16 protein-coding genes are annotated in these 17386 nt (G+C 62.3%); 2 read left to right on the forward strand and 14 right to left on the reverse strand.

Annotated features, from left to right (window positions below):
- Nucleotides 1–337: 337 nt before the first annotated feature.
- The 9 genes from ACTJLB_RS25990 to ACTJLB_RS26030 all read right to left on the reverse strand — a co-directional run bounded on the left by ACTJLB_RS25990 (nt 338) and on the right by ACTJLB_RS26030 (nt 9966).
- Nucleotides 338–898 carry a phosphonate degradation HD-domain oxygenase gene (locus tag ACTJLB_RS25990; protein ID WP_131320820.1) on the reverse strand — a complete coding sequence of 187 codons (561 nt, stop codon included), beginning with the start codon at nt 896–898 and terminating at the stop codon, nt 338–340.
- A gap of 4 nt (nt 899–902) precedes the next feature.
- Nucleotides 903–2354, reverse strand: coding sequence for a phosphonoacetaldehyde dehydrogenase (gene phnY, locus ACTJLB_RS25995; protein WP_440784956.1), 1452 nt, complete (start codon nt 2352–2354; stop codon nt 903–905).
- Nucleotides 2351–3628: a phosphonoacetate hydrolase gene (phnA, locus tag ACTJLB_RS26000; RefSeq protein ID WP_440784957.1), complete on the reverse strand. Its 1278-nt coding sequence runs from the start codon at nt 3626–3628 to the stop codon at nt 2351–2353. The genes phnY and phnA overlap by 4 nt, the downstream gene beginning before the upstream one ends.
- 97 nt (nt 3629–3725) lie before the next feature.
- On the reverse strand, nt 3726–4472 hold the full coding sequence (locus tag ACTJLB_RS26005; RefSeq protein WP_440784958.1) for a phosphonate utilization associated transcriptional regulator: 747 nt from the start codon (nt 4470–4472) through the stop codon (nt 3726–3728).
- An 85-nt stretch (nt 4473–4557) separates the two neighbouring features.
- Nucleotides 4558–5421 carry a 2-aminoethylphosphonate ABC transport system, membrane component PhnV gene (phnV, locus tag ACTJLB_RS26010; protein ID WP_087754299.1) on the reverse strand — a complete coding sequence of 288 codons (864 nt, stop codon included), beginning with the start codon at nt 5419–5421 and terminating at the stop codon, nt 4558–4560.
- On the reverse strand, nt 5411–6364 hold the full coding sequence (locus tag ACTJLB_RS26015) for a 2-aminoethylphosphonate ABC transporter permease subunit (protein ID WP_088175408.1): 954 nt from the start codon (nt 6362–6364) through the stop codon (nt 5411–5413). Before ACTJLB_RS26015 ends, phnV begins: the two co-directional genes overlap by 11 nt.
- Nucleotides 6342–7442: a 2-aminoethylphosphonate ABC transport system ATP-binding subunit PhnT gene (gene phnT / locus ACTJLB_RS26020; protein ID WP_087754394.1), complete on the reverse strand. Its 1101-nt coding sequence runs from the start codon at nt 7440–7442 to the stop codon at nt 6342–6344. Before phnT ends, ACTJLB_RS26015 begins: the two co-directional genes overlap by 23 nt.
- A gap of 114 nt (nt 7443–7556) precedes the next feature.
- On the reverse strand, nt 7557–8645 hold the full coding sequence (gene phnS / locus ACTJLB_RS26025; RefSeq protein ID WP_408485405.1) for a 2-aminoethylphosphonate ABC transporter substrate-binding protein: 1089 nt from the start codon (nt 8643–8645) through the stop codon (nt 7557–7559).
- Nucleotides 8646–9210: 565 nt separating this feature from the next.
- The gene (locus ACTJLB_RS26030; protein WP_027779716.1) at nt 9211–9966 is read right to left on the reverse strand and encodes a DeoR/GlpR family DNA-binding transcription regulator; all 756 of its coding nucleotides are present in this window, start codon (nt 9964–9966) and stop codon (nt 9211–9213) included.
- 436 nt (nt 9967–10402) lie between these two features.
- On the opposite strand from ACTJLB_RS26030, the gene ACTJLB_RS26035 reads away from it, so the two are divergent.
- On the forward strand, nt 10403–10612 hold the full coding sequence (locus tag ACTJLB_RS26035; RefSeq protein ID WP_408167151.1) for a hypothetical protein: 210 nt from the start codon (nt 10403–10405) through the stop codon (nt 10610–10612).
- 114 nt (nt 10613–10726) lie between these two features.
- Here the strand turns inward: ACTJLB_RS26035 and ACTJLB_RS26040 are convergent, their stop codons facing one another.
- Complete coding sequence (locus tag ACTJLB_RS26040; RefSeq protein WP_440784959.1) at nt 10727–11572, reverse strand: helix-turn-helix domain-containing protein; 846 nt, start codon at nt 11570–11572, stop codon at nt 10727–10729.
- Between the two features lie 35 nt (nt 11573–11607).
- Nucleotides 11608–12165: a carboxymuconolactone decarboxylase family protein gene (locus ACTJLB_RS26045; protein ID WP_088175404.1), complete on the reverse strand. Its 558-nt coding sequence runs from the start codon at nt 12163–12165 to the stop codon at nt 11608–11610.
- A 284-nt stretch (nt 12166–12449) separates the two neighbouring features.
- Between ACTJLB_RS26045 and ACTJLB_RS26050 the strand changes: the two genes are divergently transcribed.
- The gene (locus ACTJLB_RS26050) at nt 12450–13622 is read left to right on the forward strand and encodes a TIGR03118 family protein (RefSeq protein WP_408493201.1); all 1173 of its coding nucleotides are present in this window, start codon (nt 12450–12452) and stop codon (nt 13620–13622) included.
- A gap of 168 nt (nt 13623–13790) precedes the next feature.
- On the opposite strand, the gene ACTJLB_RS26055 is transcribed toward ACTJLB_RS26050, so the two are convergent.
- From ACTJLB_RS26055 to ACTJLB_RS26065, 3 genes are all read right to left on the reverse strand, one after another.
- The gene (locus ACTJLB_RS26055) at nt 13791–14894 is read right to left on the reverse strand and encodes a GlxA family transcriptional regulator (protein ID WP_440784960.1); all 1104 of its coding nucleotides are present in this window, start codon (nt 14892–14894) and stop codon (nt 13791–13793) included.
- Between the two features lie 89 nt (nt 14895–14983).
- Nucleotides 14984–15784: a crotonase/enoyl-CoA hydratase family protein gene (locus tag ACTJLB_RS26060; RefSeq protein ID WP_020068542.1), complete on the reverse strand. Its 801-nt coding sequence runs from the start codon at nt 15782–15784 to the stop codon at nt 14984–14986.
- A gap of 2 nt (nt 15785–15786) precedes the next feature.
- Nucleotides 15787–17385 (reverse strand): class I adenylate-forming enzyme family protein, encoded by a 1599-nt coding sequence (locus tag ACTJLB_RS26065; protein ID WP_440784961.1) that lies wholly within the window; start codon nt 17383–17385, stop codon nt 15787–15789.
- Between the last annotated feature and the right edge of the window lies 1 nt (nt 17386).

Genomic DNA, 17386 nt, shown 5'->3' on the forward strand with positions numbered 1-17386 from the left:
TTATCGGCTGTTAGTTTTTAAAGATCGATCCGCCCACTCCGCGCTGCCTTCCTACCACCACCCGGCACCGCTTCGTTCTGCGTCGCTGCATCTGCAGCAGAGAAACGAGATTATGAAGAACTCCGGCTGCGCCGTCAACAGGTTTCTGCTACTGCCTGAACCTGCTGCCACCGCTCGAAGCCTTGCCACTACTGGCTTTCCCGCTTCCCGTGCCCCAGTGTCCGGAGCACGAAAGAGCGAGATTCTAGCGAGCCGGCCAGCGCCTTGCAAGCGTTATTTCGACACACGGAAATTGCGCAAGAAGCAGCGCCAGGACAACGACATAGACAAGCCAGAACTACACCATCGCGCTCTTACGCATCACACGCTCCACCACATCGAGGTAGTGATCTAGACCCGGCGTTACGCGGTGTTCTTCTTTCGCGCGGTCATCCCACTTGCGCAGCCGGAGCGCGTCCTGCGCGTACGGCTTCTGCAGAAATCTCTCCGCTTCCTCGCTGCTGAAGATGCCGCCTTGCAGACCCAGGCTCCGCACCGAATCGGCGGAAAGCTGATCGAAATAGCCTTGATCGATCGCGCAGAGGCAGCGCTTTGCGTCGACGTGCAAACGAATCGGCTCCAATACCGCATCGGGCAACACCGGCCGCAAGAACGGCAGCGCAAAGTACTGGTGCAGATCGTCGATGCCCCGCTCCGTCGGCGTCGCGCCCTGAAGATTCAGCAGATGCCCGAGATCGTGCAAAAACGAAGCGGCGACGAGTTCGTCGCCGGCGCCCGCTTCTTCGGCCAGCGCGCCGCTCTGCAATGCGTGCTGAAGCTGCGTCACCGGTTCGCCGCTATAAGCGATGTCACCGTATTGCTCGAACAGCGAACGGATGTCCGTCACACTCAATGCCACGCTATTACTCCCACGGTAACGAAAAAGTCTTGAGGTTAGTGAAGCTTTTCATCGCTTCCTGAACGCCTTCCTTGTAGCCGAGCCCCGAGTCTTTGATGCCGCCAAACGGCGTCAACTCTGTCCGATAGCCAGGCACTTCCCACACGTTGACCGTCCCCACTCGCAGTTCGTTGATGAACCGCGTGATCGCGTCCTGCCGGTTCGTGCATACACCTGAAGACAACCCGAAGCATGTGCCGTTGCTGATACGTATCGCGTCGTCGAGCGTGTCGAAGCTGATGATCGGCGACACTGGCCCAAAGGTTTCCTCTCGCACGAGGGTCATGTCCGGCTCCACGCCGTCGAGCACCGTAGGCGAATACAGCGCGCCATTGCGTCGATTGCCGATACGTAAGCGCGCGCCGCCGGCAATCGCCTCATTCACCCGCGCCTCGAATAGCTGCGCCGCGGCGACGTCGATGACCGTGCCCATCTGATTGGCCGCATCGAATGGATCGCCGAAAGTCCAGGCCCGCGTCTTCTCGACGACCAGGTCGGCGAAATCGGCGGCGACGCGCTTTTGCACGAGCATCCGCTTGACCGCCGTGCAGCGCTGCCCGGAGTTCTTGTACGAGCCATGCACCGCGAGCGTCGCCGCGCGCTCGAGATCGGCGTCCTCGAGCACGATCAGCGGATCGTTGCCGCCTAGCTCGAGCACGACGCGGCGGTACGCCGCCTTTGCCGCGATGTACTTGCCAATCGCCACGCCGCCCGTGAACGAGACGAGTTCAGCCAACGGATGCGTGATAAGTTCATCGGCGATTTCGCGCGGGTCGCCGGTCAGCACTTGCAGCATGGGCGCCGGCAAGCCGGCTTCGTACAGAATGTCGGCGAGATAAAGCGCCGACAGCGGCACTTTCTCGGACGGCTTCAGCACCACGCGATTGTTCGTCGCGATTGCCGGCGCAACCTTATGCGCAACCTGGTTCATCGGATGGTTGAACGGGGTAATCGCGACGATCACGCCCGCAAGTGGCTCGCGCTGCGAAAACACGCGTCGCCGCTTGCCATGCGGCGTCAGATCGCACGAGAAACTTTGCCCGTCGTCGCGCAATGCTTCGATTGCCGCAAACCTGAACACGTCTGCCACACGACCGATTTCATACCGCGAGTCCTGCTTCGACAAACCCGATTCGAGCGAGATCAGATCCGACGCCTCTTCGGTCCTGTCACGCAGCAACGCGGCCGCGCGTTCGAGAATCTGCGAGCGCTCATAACGCGTGAGCTTTGCCTGATAAGCAGCGGCGTATTCGAATGCGGCGCGCACATCATCGACGCTCGCAAGCGCGACCGAGCCCACGCGCGTACCCGTATACGGATCGACTACATCGAGCGAGCGTGGACGCGCCGCGCGTTCGCCTTCGAGCCGCAGCGCCTCCGCGCGGAACGCCGGATGGTCCCGCAGCGTCGCGTTCATGATGCCGACACGCGGTTCAACGCGACGTCGAAGATATCGAAATTGCGCAGCCTCTTTCCGCTCCCCGCGCCCGGCAATCCGTCGACACGCCGGTTGAAAAGGAGCGGCACTTCCTGCTCGGACAAGCCGCCGTGCGAGCGCAACGGCACCGTAAGCCCCGACAAATCGTGCTCGTCGCGGCGAGTACCGAGCACCACATGCTTCGTACCGGTCACGACGATATCGCCGACGCGGTCGTTCGGCAGCTCGAAGCGCTCGCACGCCGTGTGGTTATCGAGTGCAATTTCGACGCCTTGCAGCCCGCGAATCCGCTCGATCACCTGCGCGACATCGACATCGCGCGGCAAATAAACTGTCGCAAACGAACCGAGCGCGCCGTGATGCACCACATACGGATCCGTGATCGGCAAGATCACGCGCGCCTTACGCGCGCCGAGCCATTCGTCGAGCAGGTCTTGCAGATAGATCACGTTGGGCTCGCCGCTTTGCGGATCGTGCTTCGCGTTCATGCCGTGATCGGCGGTGAGCCCGATCACCCAGCCGAGCGCGTCGAGCTTCGCCAGATAGCCGTCCATCATCGCGTAGAACGCGTTCGCGCCTTCGGTGCCCGGCGCCCATTTGTGCTGTATGTAGTCGGTCGTGGACAGATACATCAGGTCGAGCTCGCGAGTTTGCGCGAGCCGCACGCCAGCAGCGAACACGAATTCCGAAAGCGCCGCGCTGTACACGTCGGGAAGCGGCAAGCCGACCAGTTCCAGTACTTCGTCGATGCCGTTTTCCTCGCGCGTCACCGTGTCCGCTTTTTCCGCGGAAAAGCAGATGCCGTTCAGCTGCCAGCCCAACAACCGGCGCAACTTGTCTTTAGCGGTGACGACCGCGACGCGCGCGCCCGCTTCGGCTGCCGCGGCCAGCAACGTGCCGGCACGCAGATAGGCTGGATCGTTCATCATCACTTCCGCACCCGCGCCGCCATTCGCATTCGGGTCCCAGAAGTAATTCCCGCAGATGCCGTGCACCGACGGCGGCACGCCGCAGACGATCGACAGATTGTTGGGGTTGGTGAACGAGGGAATTACGCAATCGCCCTTGAAGGCCGCGCCGCCCTTGAGCATCTTGCCGATGAACGGCGCAACGCCCGCCGCGACCGCAGCTTCCAGATAATCGAACTCGCAGCCGTCGACGCAGATCACAACCGTCGGCTCGTCAGGCAGCCGGTAGCCGCGACCGTTGACCTCGATCGTGCGTTGCTTCGCGTTTTCGTTTGCGCTTGCCATTGTTCCCGTCCCTGCGTGCTACGCACGCGTCCTCAAGCCAATGCGTTACGACAACGCGATCGCTTCAGTCGTGCTGCAATCGCCCTGCAGTCGTCCGTCAGTCGCCCGCAGCAGACGCACCGCGCGCCGTTCCCAACTGCCCACCCGCCACGCCGCCTCCCTCGCACGCCGCATGCGCGCGCTGCAAGCCGCCGTTCACGTGCGCGTGCATCAGCGCCGCGGCATGCGCGGCATCCCGCGACGCGAGCGCAGTCAGAATCGCGCGATGTTCCGCTAGCGAGCGCTCCATCGCATCGGCATGCACCACCAGTGCCGCGCGCCGGAAAAGACTCAACTCGCTCACCAGCCTTCGATACGTCTCGTACAACTTCACATTGCGCGCCGCCGCCACGATCGCGTCATGAAACGCGACGTTGGCCCGCGCGTACGCATCGTGATCTTGCGCATCGAGCGCCGCGCGCATGGCATCGAGCCAATCGCGCAGCACCGCCAGCTGACTCGCGTCGATGTTCGCGGCCAACATCCGGCACGCCGCCTCTTCGAGCACCGCGCGCACCGCGTAAATCTCGTCGGCTTCGGCGAGCGACACCGTCCGCACGAACACGCCGCGATTCTTCTCGGTGCGCACGAGCCCGGCCTGCTCGAGCGCCCGGAACGCCTCGCGAACCGGCCCGCGCGACACCTGCAGGCGCGCCGCCCAGTCTGCTTCGTTGAGTTTGGCGCCCGGCGCCAGTTCGCCTTCGACGATGTGCCTTTCGATCTCGTCGCGAACCAGTGTCGTCAGCGAATGCCTGCGCACAACCTCAATCGGATCGACAGAAGCAGTTTGCATATATTCGGTCATTTTGACAAATTTCGCCACATCGAAAGTATGTGGAATGTCTGCGCGCCGCACGACGCGCCACCAGGGAAACGAGGAAAACGCAGGTTCAGTCGATCCGACGGCGCGGCACACGGGCCGCGATCAGCAGCAGCGCGGCGAGCGAGACGAGCAGCAGAATCAGCGACAGCGCGGAAGCAGGCAGGTAGTAGCCGCGCTCCACCTGACCGACCACGACGATCGGCACCGTCGCAAAGCCGGGCGGATAAACAGTGAGGGTCGCGCCCAGTTCGCCGAGCGACAGCGCGAACCCGAGTGCGAGACTCGCGCGGATTGCCGGCACGAGTTGCGGCAGCACGACGCGGCGCAGCACCATCGACGGAGGCGCGCCGAGGCTCGCGGCGGCTTCGCGCAAAATCGTCAGTTCAGGGCGCAACGCCGCCGCCGCGCACCGGTAGCAGAACGGCAGCACGAGCGCGAGTTGAACAAAGACGACGATCGCCGCGGAACTCGACAGGTCAACCGGCCGCTTGTGATAGGCGATCAGTACCGCGAGACCGAGCACCACGCTCGGCACGCCGTTGGGCATCATGGCGATGGTGTCGACGAACGCGCCGAGTCCGCGCCGGTCTCGTCCTTCGAGCGCGAGCGCAAGCCACAACCCGAGAATCGTGCCGAGCACGGCGACACCCATGCCGATCTCGAGACTCGTTGTGAGCGCGTCGAAGTCGCTGGAACCGAGCCGCTCGAACCAGCGCGTGCTGAAGCCGGCCGGCAGAATCGTGCCGGACCAATGCGCCGCCACGCTCGACAAGCCGACCACGATCACGGGCAACACGAAAAGCCAGAAGCACAACAGCGCGGCAAAACCGAGAAACAGGCCGCCGAGCATCCGCACGAACAAACTCCGGCGCACCGGGCGCGCCTTCTTGTGCATGACCGGCAGCACGGTCGGGTCGAGTTCAACGGCCATGGCCCGCTCCTTTTACCTTGCGACGGTTGACCTGGCGATACAACGCGTACAGCGACAAGGACATAATCAGCATGACGACCGCACCCGCTGCCGCCGTCGGCAGATCGAGGTCGACAGTGGCCGAGCTGTAAATGGCGACCGGCAACGTGATCAGATGCGCGCTGCCGAGCACGAGCAGAATGCCGAACTCGTTGAGTGTCAGCAGAAAGCACAGGATCGTGCCTGCAGCGATACCCGGCCACGCAAGCGGCACGATTACCTTGAATGCGACCATCCAGCCGCTAGCGCCGAGACTTCTGGCGGCTTCGATCAGACGCATGTCGAGCGTGGCGAACGAAGCCAGAGTGGGCCTCACGACGAACGGCGCGTAGAACACGACCTCGGCGAGAATCACGCCGCCCACGCCGAACAGGAAATCGAGCGGCGGCGCCTCCAGATGAAAGAGCCGCTGCAAGCCGATGCTGACCGAGCCTTGCGAGCCGTACAGAAAAATCAGCGTGAAGGCGACCAGAAACGACGGGAACGCGACGAACAGTTCGAGAAACCGCGTAACCATCCGCGCGCCCGGAAATGGCTTGAAAAACAGCAACGACGCCAGTGCGACGCCGAGCAGCGATGCAAGTCCGGCGCTCGCGAACAGAATCCACAGCGTCGTGCCGATCACGCCGCGCGTCTCGGGATTGCCGAAGAACGCCGCATACGCCTGCAGACCGATGCCATGCGGCCCGCTCAAGCTCAGCAACACGAGGCGCACGAGCGGGTAGATGACGAGCGGCCCGAGCACGACCACCGCGATGAACAGAAGATGCCATTGCGCCATGCGCTCCCGGCGCTTTACCGCGGCCCGATGCAAAGCGGCGCTTGCGCTGCGGCGGGCGTCGGCTGCGGCTGCCGCCGAGGCGGGAAGCGGATTCGACGCCTCAGGGGTGGATAAGGACGACATCGTCAGCCTCGTAACGCAGGGAAACGCGCGCTCCTTTCTCCGGCATCATGCCGTGGCCGCGCTGCATGGTGACGAGGAGCGGTTCGTTCGGCATCGCGTCGAGGGCGACCGACACCGACAATACCGCGCCATACCATTCGACCGATGTTATTGCGCCGTGCAACTGCCCTTCTCCAAGCGGCACGATGCGCAGCGCTTCCGGCCGCAGACAGGCGACCCGCTCGCGTTCGTTGTAGCGCGCGTCGTCCATGCCGAAAGCGACTTGCGGCGGCAGCAGATTCGCCGTGCCGAGATAGCGCGCGACAAAGCCGTCGTTCGGCGCGTCGTACAACTGTTGCGGCGTGCCGAGCTGCGCGATACGGCCGTCGCGCATCAACAGCGTGCGATCCGACAGCACCAGCGCGTCATCCTGGTCGTGCGTCACGCAGACAATGGTCAGATTGGGCAGGCGCTCATGCAGCGCCTTCAGTTCGGAGCGCACCGACGCGCGCAGATTGGCATCGAGCGCGGAGAGCGGCTCGTCGAGCAACAGCACGTCCGGCTCGATCACGAGCGCACGTGCAAGAGCCACACGCTGCTGCATGCCGCCGGAAAGCTGCGCGGGCATCACGTGCCCGGCGTCGCCGAGTTGCACGAGCTTCAGCACCTCGGCCACGCGCCGTGCGATGTCCTTCGCCGATATGCGCCGTGCCCGCAAGCCGAACGCGACATTTTCGAATACCGACAGATGTGGAAACAGCGCGTAGCTCTGGAACAACAGGCCAAGGTTGCGCTTATGCGGCGGCACGTGCGTGAGATCGTGGCCCGCGACCGTGAGCGTGCCGGACAACCCGTCCGCCTCGATAAACCCGGCGATGAACCGCAGCAGCGTAGTCTTGCCGCAGCCGCTGCGGCCGAGCACGGTGAGCAGCTCGCCGCGCTGGATGGTCAACGACAGATCGTCGAGCACGGTGCGCGAGCCGAAGCGCACCGTCAGGTGATCGATCTGCACGCCGCCAGGCGCGTCCGAACGCGCGGCGCCGAGCGCGTCCAGCGAGGCGTCGAGCGCGCCTCGCCCAGCAAGACTGGCCGTATTCACCGGATTCATCCTCCAACAAGATTGATGCTCAGGCAGCGCGCCGGCGATCACACCGATCGCGAGAGCGCTGCGTGCTTCGACTGGGAAGCAAGACTGGAAAGCCTAAAAAGCGGCTTACTTCGGCTTGACGACTTCGATCTGCTTGCCCGACGAACCGATCACGTCGCTTTTCCAGCGCGCGGTCCAGTCGGCTTTCTTGGCCATCACGTGGTTCCAGTCCACCGGAATCAGCTTCACGCCCGCAATCGCCTGCTTGACGGTCTCGCCGTTTTTGCCGGCGAGCGGCACGTCGGTGCGGCCCGGAATGCCGAAGATGTCCGGCACCTTGGCCTGCACTTCCGTCGACATCAGATAGTCGATCAGCTTCTTGCCTTGCGCCTGGTTCGGACCGTTCTTGATGAGGCCGATTGCATACGGCAACTGGAACGTGGTCGGTTGCTCGCCCGGCGCGGCTGCGAGGAACACGGGCTTGAGCGACAGGCCGCCGTTGGCGGCGTCGTCCAGATCCATCTGCAGATCGCCGTTCGCGAACGCGATTTCGTTGCGCGACAGCAGAACGTCGAGGTAACCCGTGCCCTTGGTGTGGAACTTGGCACTTTGTTCCAGCTTCTTCAGATAATCGAATGCCTTGTCCTCACCCATCAGCGATGATGTCAGGATGATCACGGCCATGCCGTCGCCCGCCGTCGCCGGGTTCGAGTAAGCGACCTTGCCGCTGTAGTCCGGGTGCAGCAGATCGGCAAAAGTTTTCGGCTGGTTTTTCGTGACTTCCGGATTGATCGCGAACGAGAAATAGTTGTTCACGAAGGTCGCCCACGAGCCGTTCGGCGCCTTGGCGATCGCCGGCACGTTCTTGTAGTTCGCGCTCTGGTATGCCTGAAGCAGACCGCTCTGATCCGCCTGCTGGATGAACGGCGGCAGCGTGACGATCACGTCCGCCTTCGGCTGGTCCTTTTCAATTGTCGCGCGGTTCACGACTTCCCCGCTGCCCGCGGTGACGATGTTGACTTTCACGCCCTCCTTCTTTTCGAAGGCCGGCAGCACGTCTTTATAGAGATTTTCCAGGCCGTCGGCGGTGTACAGCACCACCGCGTCGGCAGCCTGCGCCTGCATGGCCACGCCGCTGAACATCGCGGCGGCGACCAGCGCCGGCAGAAGCTTACGTGCGAGGCCCGTGGTCTGAGGGGAGTTTGTCTTTGTCATGTCGCTTTCTCCGAAAGGCAAAAAAACCAGACGGTCGGGAAAACCCGATACCTGTTGTGATTGAATGGCGCGTGGTGCGCGCCGTATGCGTTTTATTTGCTGCTTGCGTGCGTGTTGCTGATGTGCCGCTTATGTGCTGCTGCTGTTCCGCTTATGTTCCGCTTACGTGCTGCTTGCGTGACTTGTTGCATGTTGCCGCAGCCGACTCCGATGCGATCAGCCGATTGCAGATTGCCGACAACTTCGCGGCGTCTTCCAAGCGAGACTTACAACCTGTCTACCACGTTCGCGCTGCCTGCCATGCCTGTATGGGCACGGCAAGGATCACAGGTTTCGGTGACAACGCCATGACTATTCTGTCGAATTCCAAAAATTGACACAATTCGCCAATAATAGCCAAGCCGAACGAGGTAGCGGGAAGTTGCGTGAAGAGATTGAGCAGAGCCGCTGCTGCATGGCCGCTGATCAGGAATCGGATCATGCGGCTGCGCTCTACCAGCAGCAGTCGGCGCGACGCGGGTCGCAGCTTGACGCCGTACCATGCGCACAGGCCGCGAACGTGGACTCAAGCAATCACGATTTCCGGGCCATGGGCCGTAATCGCCTTGCCGATGGCGCGCTCGGGCGCCAGTTCGGTCACGAGATAACGCGCCGACTCGATGCCGTTGATCCGCACCGGTGTGACGCGGCCGAACTTCGAATGGTCGGCCACGACGACCACCGTGTCGGCGGCGGCGATCATGCGGCTGCGCACTTCGGCGGCCATGCGGCTGTAGTCGGTGAGATAACCGTCCGGCGAAATGCCGCCTGCGCCGATGAATGCGAAGTCCGCGTGATATTGCGTGAGCTGGTGGACCGTGTCGAGCCCGAAGGTGGCGTCTTCGATATCGGACAGCTCGCCGCCCAACAGCGTGACGCGATTGTCGTTGCGCCGTCCAAGCAGCAGCGCGATGCGCCAGTCGTTGGTGTACACCGATAGACGGTGCCGGTCGAGTAAGGCTCGCGCGACCGCCTGCGTCGTGCTGCCGGAGTCGACGATCAGCGACGCGCCGTCGGGAACGAACTCGGCTGCACGCTCGCCGATCGCGCGCTTCGCGCCGGCGTTTGCCGCTTCACGCGTGTCGAGATCGGGCTCGCGCCGGTCACTCGAAAGCGCGCCACCGTGAGTGGTGACGAGCAGGCCGCGTCCGGCGAGCGCGTTGAGGTCACGGCGAATGGTCTCGCGCGACACGTTCAGTTCGCGCACCAGCTCGGCGACTGACAGCGCGCCCGTTTTGGCGACTTGCGCCAGGATGTATTGGTGACGTTGTTCTGCGAGCATTCAGCGTTGTTCCTTCATCTTCCCGCGAGAGGTTGTCGCGCGAGGCATTTCTTCGTCAAGCCTTTTGCCATAACGGCTTTATGTATCCGCAAGCGGCGTCTGTGCAACTCCACGTTGCCGGGCTCGCACATTGGCATAGATGTTTATCTGCGCTTTGGCTTGCCCGCGACGCTGGTAAAGACCCGGCTACACACAATGCATTCAAACGTGCCGCAATAGCTTTCGACGCCGGAATCATACACGGAGAGAAAATTGTGTGACGATTTCCTCACAGGCCGCATGGAACGCCTTCAACGCGACGCGAATGCCGCGTCTGGCACGCGCAATGCGCGCAGTTGACTCCGGGTGTCTCGATGCGGGCAAGCGCGTCCATCGGTACGAAGTTCGCGCGTCCATCGCAAAGACATGATGGTTCTCTTCTTTTCCGGAGGTTGAAATGGCAACAGAAACTTACGCAGGCCGCACTCAGGACGATCGCGCCGCGGCGCGCAAGGGTGAACGCGTCCCTGCCCAGGAACAGCCAGGCGGCGCAATGGCAGTAGAAGGTACGAAACCGGACGCGTCGCACAGCAGCGGAGAGTTGTCCGAGGAAGGTAAGCGCGCCTGGCAACAAGGCAACACTATCGGCGGAAAGCCCGGGGCTTGATTGAGGCTGAGTTAAGTCGCGACAAGCGTCCCGCCCAGGCGGGACGCGGCCGTTGCAGGCGGCAGGAACTGCTGGGACGATCAGCTCTCTGCCGCATGTCCACCGCACACCGGCTCAACGTTGCTCCGAACGCCTGGCGAGCAACTGGAGGTGGCGCGCTTCGGTTTCGTCATCGGCGGGAAACATGCATTCCAGGCGTATCTCCTGCGCGGCGACGTTCTGCGGCGCACCAACGGTCGTGACCATCGAGAAATATCGAAGCACCGCGTCCCCGCTGATGAAGCCAAGCGGAATGACAGGAATCGTGGGCCCGGCGGACGGCACATGATGCGTCTTCCAGTCGCGCGGCACATCTAGATAGGCGAGCAGTTCGTCGAGCAGACGCCTCGTGCCGGCATCGACGACGTGACCAATCGACTCCCGATACACCCGCTGCAGCAAGCTTCGCGAGACCGTGTCCCAATCGGCCACGAATGGACGCATGCCCTGCGGGTCGAAGATCAGATGCAGCATATTGCGCGGACCTTTGCGCGAGCCCATGTCGATGAAACAGTCGAAGAAGCGCGGCGCCGCGTCGTTGGTCATGAGAACGTTCCAGTGGCGGTCCATCACGATCGCCGGGAAAGGCTCATGCTGGCGAACGACGCGCTCCAACGCGGCGATCACACCGTTCATCTCCTGTGCGTTCCATGGCGTTTCCGAATACACCGGTGCATAGCCAGCCGCGAGCAACAGCGCGTTACGCTCGCGTAGCGGCACGTCGAGCGTCTGTGCAAGCGTCAGCAGCGTGTCCCGGCCCGGCACGCTGCGCCCGCTTTCGATAAAGCTGATCTGGCGCTGCGAAACGCCGGCTTCGAGCGACAGATCCAGTTGACTCACGCCACGCATATCGCGCCAATAGCGCAGCAAGTCGCCAAGCTCACTTTGGGGCGCTTTCGGATCGGGACTGCTCGCGTTCATCGGATTTCCCTGATCAAGATAAAGAACAAAATAATTCAGCGTGCGGGTGCAAGCCAGACGAATTCCTCGAACTGCGCTTCGAGCTGCGGCTGGGTGACGCTGCCCGTATAGTTTGTGATCGTCGATGCCGCAACCACCGCAATAACTTCGAGTATCTGCTCAGCACTGAACCCGGCTTCCAGGAAACTTGTCTGGTCCGATTCGCTCAGGTGGCCGCGCTTTTCTATCAGCGTGCGCGCCAATGCGGATAGCGCGGCCAGTTCGCCGTCATCAGGCAAGCCACCGCGGCGGATTGCGTCTACGTCGGCGGCATTCACCCCTTCTTTCAACGCCAGCGCCGTGTGAAATGCGACGGCCCAGACACTGGCATTCGTCACGGCGTTGGTCAGCAACAGCGTCTGAATTTGCGGCTCGGTGAAACTGCTCGCATGCACGCGCTCGAACAGGCCGATAAAACCGTTGATCAGTACCGGCGATCGCGCCATCCTGGCCGCGATGTTCGGTATCAGGCCGAACGCCTGTTGCAATTGCTGGAGCACGGGCATTGATTCTGCCGGAGCGGATTCGATCGTGTATGTGGGAAAGCGGGACATGGTATCTCCTTGGCCTTGAGCGCAACCGAAATGGAAGCGCGACAGACACAGACTAGATGCCGCCGCTCATGGCGCCAATTACATCGCATGTAATCGTTGCGCTACATCGCAGCTCGTTGCCACGCGGCGAACCGGAGGCCAGCACGTGAACTCGTAGCCCGCTTTTATCTATCCAGTTCAGCCATAGAAAGTACTCGCAAATAAGTTCCCTCCACTGGAATAAACCCGATCGCCCTCTCGTTCATTGAGCGTTGTGACCTTTGGACGGAACAAGGAGTGCGGCCATGAAGTCTCTACTCGCAGCGTTCACCGTCGTAGCCTGCAGCGCAGCTATCGCGACACTCGCGTCATGCGGCGGCAGTTCCAGTTCTCCCAGTTCTGGGCCGCCTGCACAGTCGTCGTTCACCGCAAAGGCGCTCGTCTCGGATGGCGCCGTGTCGGCGGCACACACCGACGTCAATCTGAAGAATGCCTGGGGCGTGGCCTTTAATCCGAAAGGCTTCGTCTGGGTCGCCGACAACGGAACCAACCGCGCGACACTCTATGACGGCAACGGCGTGCCGCAATCGCTCGTCGTCACGATCCCCGACGGCAAGAACGGGACAGCGTCGCCAACAGGCATCGTATTCAACGGCACGCAAAGCTTCAACGTGACGCAAAACGGCAAGTCTGGCGTCGCCGCATTTATCTTCGTGGGCGAAGGCGGCACCGTCACCGCATGGGCGCCTGCCGTTGGCCCGACCAATGCGTTCGTCATGTACGACGACGGCACCGGCGGCGCCGTGTACAAGGGCCTCGCGCTCGCGGCCAACAACGGCAACAACTTTCTCTACGCGGCCGATTTCCATAACAACAAGATCGACGTCTTCGACACCAATTTTGCCAAAGTCGCCATGCCCGGCGCCTTTACGGATCCAGCCATTCCTGCCGGCTTTGCGCCGTTCGGCATCCAGTTGATCGGATCGAACCTGTTCGTCACCTACGCGAAGCAGGATGCCGACAAACATGACGACGTCGCCGGAGCGGGACTCGGTATGGTGGACGTATTCGATACGGCAGGTAACCTCAAACAGCACTTTGCAACCGGCGGTGCACTGAATGCACCATGGGGTATTGCGCAAGCGCCAAGCAATTTCGGCTCATTGAGCGGCGCGATATTGATCGGCAATTTCGGCGACGGCACGATTAACGCATTCAACGCATCGAGCGGCCAGTCGATGGGTGCCGTCAAGAGTTCGAACGGCAGTGCGATCGTCGAGCCGGGCTTGTGGGGCATTGCATTCGGCAACGGGCTCAACAATCAGCCTGCTACTACGCTCTTCTTCGCGGCGGGGCCCAATGACGAAGCAAACGGCGTCTATGGAAGAATCGATCTGAATCCGGCATCGACCTCGAGTTCAGCCACGGGCACGAGCACAGGCACGAGTTCGAGCGGAGGGTCGAGCATCGGGATGTAGGTTCGAGGAGAAGGACGGCCGCTCATCCACAATGAGCGGTCGTATTGATTGAATAGCGTGAGGGCCGGAGTCTGTGACGCAACTTGCGAGACACCGCTGTTGCGTTCGAAACTGATCCGGCTCGCAGCAAGTGGAACCGGATCGTTGCCTCTTACGCAATGGCGATCTTCACTTGCCCCTCGCGGCACGTTCCTGTCCGGGTGTGGCGTCAAAGAGCTTCCGATAACACCGCCCCAGATGCGAGGCGCTTGCAAATCCGCACTGCATCGCAATGTCGAAAATGGAAAACGTCGATTCGTGCAGGAGCTTTTGCGCTGCCTTCAGGCGCACGCCCAGGTAGAACTGCGAGGGCCCCATGTCGAAGTGTTTGAGCCACATACGCTCGAACTGCCGAGGCGAAATGCCTACCAGCGAGGCGAGCGTCTGCACGGGAACGGGGCGCTCTATGTTCTGCTCCATTAGCGTAATTGCATTGACGATGCGCCGGTCCTCGATACCGTAACGCCACTGAATTGCCATCTTCTGGCTCTCCTGCGACGCGCGAATACGCGTATGCAGGAACTGGTCGGCGACATCGGCCGCAAGCCGATGGTTATGCGCGCGAGCGATCACATCCAGCATCAAGTCGATCGCGGCTGTGCCGCCGCCACAGGTGAGCCGGTCGCCGTCGATACAGTAGAGGTCGCGCGTGACGGCCAGCGAGGGAAACTCGTCGGCGAGCGCTTTCAGCGCTTCCCAATGAATCGTGCAACGCCGCTTGTCAAGAAGCCCGGCGCGCGCCAGGATCATCGTCCCGAGGCTCACACCGCCGAGCGGTTTGCCTGTCGCGGCATAGCGGCGCAAAAAGTCGAACACCCGCTCGTTGCGGTAGTTCTCCACATCGATACTCGCCACCACGAACAGTTGGTCTACGGCAATCGACGAGGTCATAGCCGATTCGGGCTGCAGCGAGAATCCTGAACTGGACGACACCGGCTCGCCGTCAGCGCTGATCAGATGCCAGCTGTACAGCGGCTTGCCGCTCACCCGGTTGGCCGCGCGCAGCGGCTCGCTCGCGGAACTGAGCGCCATCATCGAGAAGTTGGGTACCAGAAAAAAACCGATGCGTTGCGTGTCGGGCCGCCGCTCCTGGCTCAAATCCGCCGAGCTTTCCGTCGCCGCGCTTTCCGCGTTCGCGGCGACGAGTGCACCCTCTCCTGCCGCTGGCCATTGCACCTGGCGCGCGGCGGCAGATTGCGGCGTCTCGTCGTTGATTTTGCTGCGCATGTTCATGCTGGATCGGTCAAGGTGGCGAAACTGTCGCATATTGCGCCGCGCCGGTCCATTGCCTCTTTCGCTGCGATTTACCGGTCCGTTCGCAATTAATCGCCGGTGTAATTCGGCGTGCGCTTCTCGAAAGTGGCGGCGAGCGCCTCACGGTGATCTGCCGTGCGATGCACGATTCCCTGAAACGCCGCCGACAGTTCCAGCAGGCTCGGCAGGTCCATCCGCTGTCCTTCGCGAATGAGGCGCTTGCTCATGCGCAGCACGTTCGGAGGATTACTCGCGATGCGCGCCGCAAGTTCCCTGGCCGTCGACAGCAACTCCGCGTCGGGCACGACCCGCGATACCAAACCCCAATCCAGCGCGCATTGCGCGTCGATGGGCGTGCCTGTAAAAATCATTTCGGCTGCACGCGAGAGGCCGACCGCACGCGGCAGCAACCACGCGCCGCCGTCGCCGGGAATGATGCCGATCTTCGCAAAGCTTTCCGCGAAAAGCGCGCTGTGCGCTGCGATACGGATATCGCACATCAGCGCAAGGTCGCAACCCGCACCATGCGCAGGTCCGTTGACTGCGGCGATGCAGGGCAGGTCGAGTTCATGAAACGCGCGCGGAATGCGTTGAATGCCACGCCGGTAGTTCTCGCGTATCTGCGCGGAGTTGCCGCCGAACGTTCCCACCTCGTCGCGCATGTGCTTGATGTTACCGCCTGAGGAGAACGCGGGACCCGCGCCCGTGAGCACGATTGCGCGCACGTTCAGATCGGCTTGCGCGCGCTCGAGGCTCTCGACGAGCGCATCGACCACTTCCATTTCGGTCAGTGCGTTGCGCGTTTCAGGACGGTTCAGCGTAATGGTGGCGACGCCGCCGTCCAGTTCGTAAAGTACCGGTTCGTTCATGATTACGTTCCCGTTTGCAAAAGATTCTCGTGCACCGAGGCGGCCAGTTCGCGCCGCAGAACCTTGCCGCTCGGATTCAGCGGCAAGCGCTCGACAAACAGCACTTTCTTTGGCCGCTTGTACGGCGCGAGGTCGTCACTGGCCTTGCAGAATGCGATGATCGCGTCCTCCGTCAACTGCGCGTCGCTGCGCACGACGAAAGCCGTTACCGCCTGGCCCCACTTCGCGTCCGGCACGCCGATTACCGCGGCCTCCTGAACGCCAGGGCAGTGGTACAACACCTCCTCGACTTCACGCGGATAAATGTTCTCGCCGCCCGAGACGATCATGTCGTCGGCGCGACCGTGGAAGTGGAAATAGCCGCCCTCGTCGACGCTGAACAGATCGCCGGTGTACAGCCAGCCGTCGCGGAACTTCCTGGCTGTTTCGACCGGATTGTTCCAGTACGCACGCGCGAGTTGCGGGCCGCGCACAATCAGCTGACCCACCTCGCCCGGCACGACGCCTTCTGTGGAAGGCACGGCGCGCGCCGGGTCGTTCGTCACGACACGGCAGGTGCTGATCAAAGTCGGCTTGCCGCAGGAGCCGAGGCGCGCGAGTGCGTCGCGCGGATGCAGCAGCAGCGTGAGGCTCGCCTCCGTCATGCCGTAGCCGTTGTACACGTTCGGACAGAACTCATCGATCACGCGTTGCATCGCTGCGGCCGGAATGGCCGCGCCGCCCGTGGTGATCATCCGCAGGCTGCTGTGATCGCTCTGCGTGAATGCGGGATGAAACAACATGTCCTGAATCTGTGTCGGCACGGCAAACAGTGTCGTGATGCCGTGTTGCGCGATGGCGGCGAGCGTGCGCGCCGGATCGTAGCGCGGCAGCACGATGTTGGCCGCGCCGACCATCAGGTGCGGCATGAAATACGCCTGCATGCCGCCAACGTGGTAAAGCGGCGCGATGTGGAGCGCCGAGTCGGTGCTCGTGAGGCTGTACTCCATGACGCAGTTCGTCGCGATCGCGACGTCGTTGGCATGGGTGTGTATCGCGCCTTTGGGACGCCCCGTCGTGCCGGACGTGTAGACGAGCGCGGAAATATCGTCGGGCATCAGCGTGGGCAGCGGCGCATCGCGATGGCGCGTACTGTCTATCAGCGCATCGAAGTCGCGGTGATACGCCGGCGCATCGTTGCGATCGGGCTCATCCGTATGGTTCCCGTGCCCTGCCACGCGCACGTAGATGCGAAGATCGGGCAGGCCCTGCTCGATCTTCGCGACGACCGGCTGCATCGAATGGTCGTAGATCAGTGCACGCGCACCGGCATCGCGGATGATGAATATCGCTTCATTCGCGGATAGCCGGTAGTTCATCGGCACCGCAATCGCGCCCAGCAACTGGCAGGCAAGATAAGCGGTGGCCGTTGCGTCTGAAGTCTTCTGGAAGATTGCGACGCGGTCCGTTTGCCGCACGCCCAGGTCGAACAGCGCCTGCGCGAGTCCGCGCACGTGCTCATCCCACTGTGCGTAGGTAAAACGCGCGTTACCGCAGACCAGCGCGAGACGGTCGGGGTACTTCGCGACCGTATTTTCGAACAGCGAGGTAATGGTCAGCATG

The sequence above is a fragment of the Paraburkholderia sp. 22098 genome (assembly GCF_052045935.1).
In the GTDB taxonomy this organism is placed as follows: Bacteria; Pseudomonadota; Gammaproteobacteria; order Burkholderiales; family Burkholderiaceae; genus Paraburkholderia; species Paraburkholderia caledonica.

Excerpts from the sequence above, each read along its gene's own strand:
- phnY (WP_440784956.1), bottom strand. The coding sequence starts at position 2,354 with ATGAACGCGACGCTGCGGGACCATCCGGCGTTCCGCGCGGAGGCGCTG.
- phnA (WP_440784957.1), bottom strand. The coding sequence starts at position 3,628 with ATGGCAAGCGCAAACGAAAACGCGAAGCAACGCACGATCGAGGTCAAC.
- ACTJLB_RS26005 (WP_440784958.1), bottom strand. The coding sequence starts at position 4,472 with ATGACCGAATATATGCAAACTGCTTCTGTCGATCCGATTGAGGTTGTG.
- phnV (WP_087754299.1), bottom strand. The coding sequence starts at position 5,421 with ATGGCCGTTGAACTCGACCCGACCGTGCTGCCGGTCATGCACAAGAAG.
- ACTJLB_RS26015 (WP_088175408.1), bottom strand. The coding sequence starts at position 6,364 with ATGTCGTCCTTATCCACCCCTGAGGCGTCGAATCCGCTTCCCGCCTCG.
- phnS (WP_408485405.1), bottom strand. The coding sequence starts at position 8,645 with ATGACAAAGACAAACTCCCCTCAGACCACGGGCCTCGCACGTAAGCTT.
- ACTJLB_RS26030 (WP_027779716.1), bottom strand. The coding sequence starts at position 9,966 with ATGCTCGCAGAACAACGTCACCAATACATCCTGGCGCAAGTCGCCAAA.
- ACTJLB_RS26035 (WP_408167151.1), top strand. The coding sequence starts at position 10,403 with ATGGCAACAGAAACTTACGCAGGCCGCACTCAGGACGATCGCGCCGCG.
- ACTJLB_RS26040 (WP_440784959.1), bottom strand. The coding sequence starts at position 11,572 with ATGAACGCGAGCAGTCCCGATCCGAAAGCGCCCCAAAGTGAGCTTGGC.
- ACTJLB_RS26045 (WP_088175404.1), bottom strand. The coding sequence starts at position 12,165 with ATGTCCCGCTTTCCCACATACACGATCGAATCCGCTCCGGCAGAATCA.
- ACTJLB_RS26050 (WP_408493201.1), top strand. The coding sequence starts at position 12,450 with ATGAAGTCTCTACTCGCAGCGTTCACCGTCGTAGCCTGCAGCGCAGCT.
- ACTJLB_RS26055 (WP_440784960.1), bottom strand. The coding sequence starts at position 14,894 with ATGAACATGCGCAGCAAAATCAACGACGAGACGCCGCAATCTGCCGCC.
- ACTJLB_RS26060 (WP_020068542.1), bottom strand. The coding sequence starts at position 15,784 with ATGAACGAACCGGTACTTTACGAACTGGACGGCGGCGTCGCCACCATT.
- ACTJLB_RS26065 (WP_440784961.1), bottom strand. The coding sequence starts at position 17,385 with ATGCTGACCATTACCTCGCTGTTCGAAAATACGGTCGCGAAGTACCCC.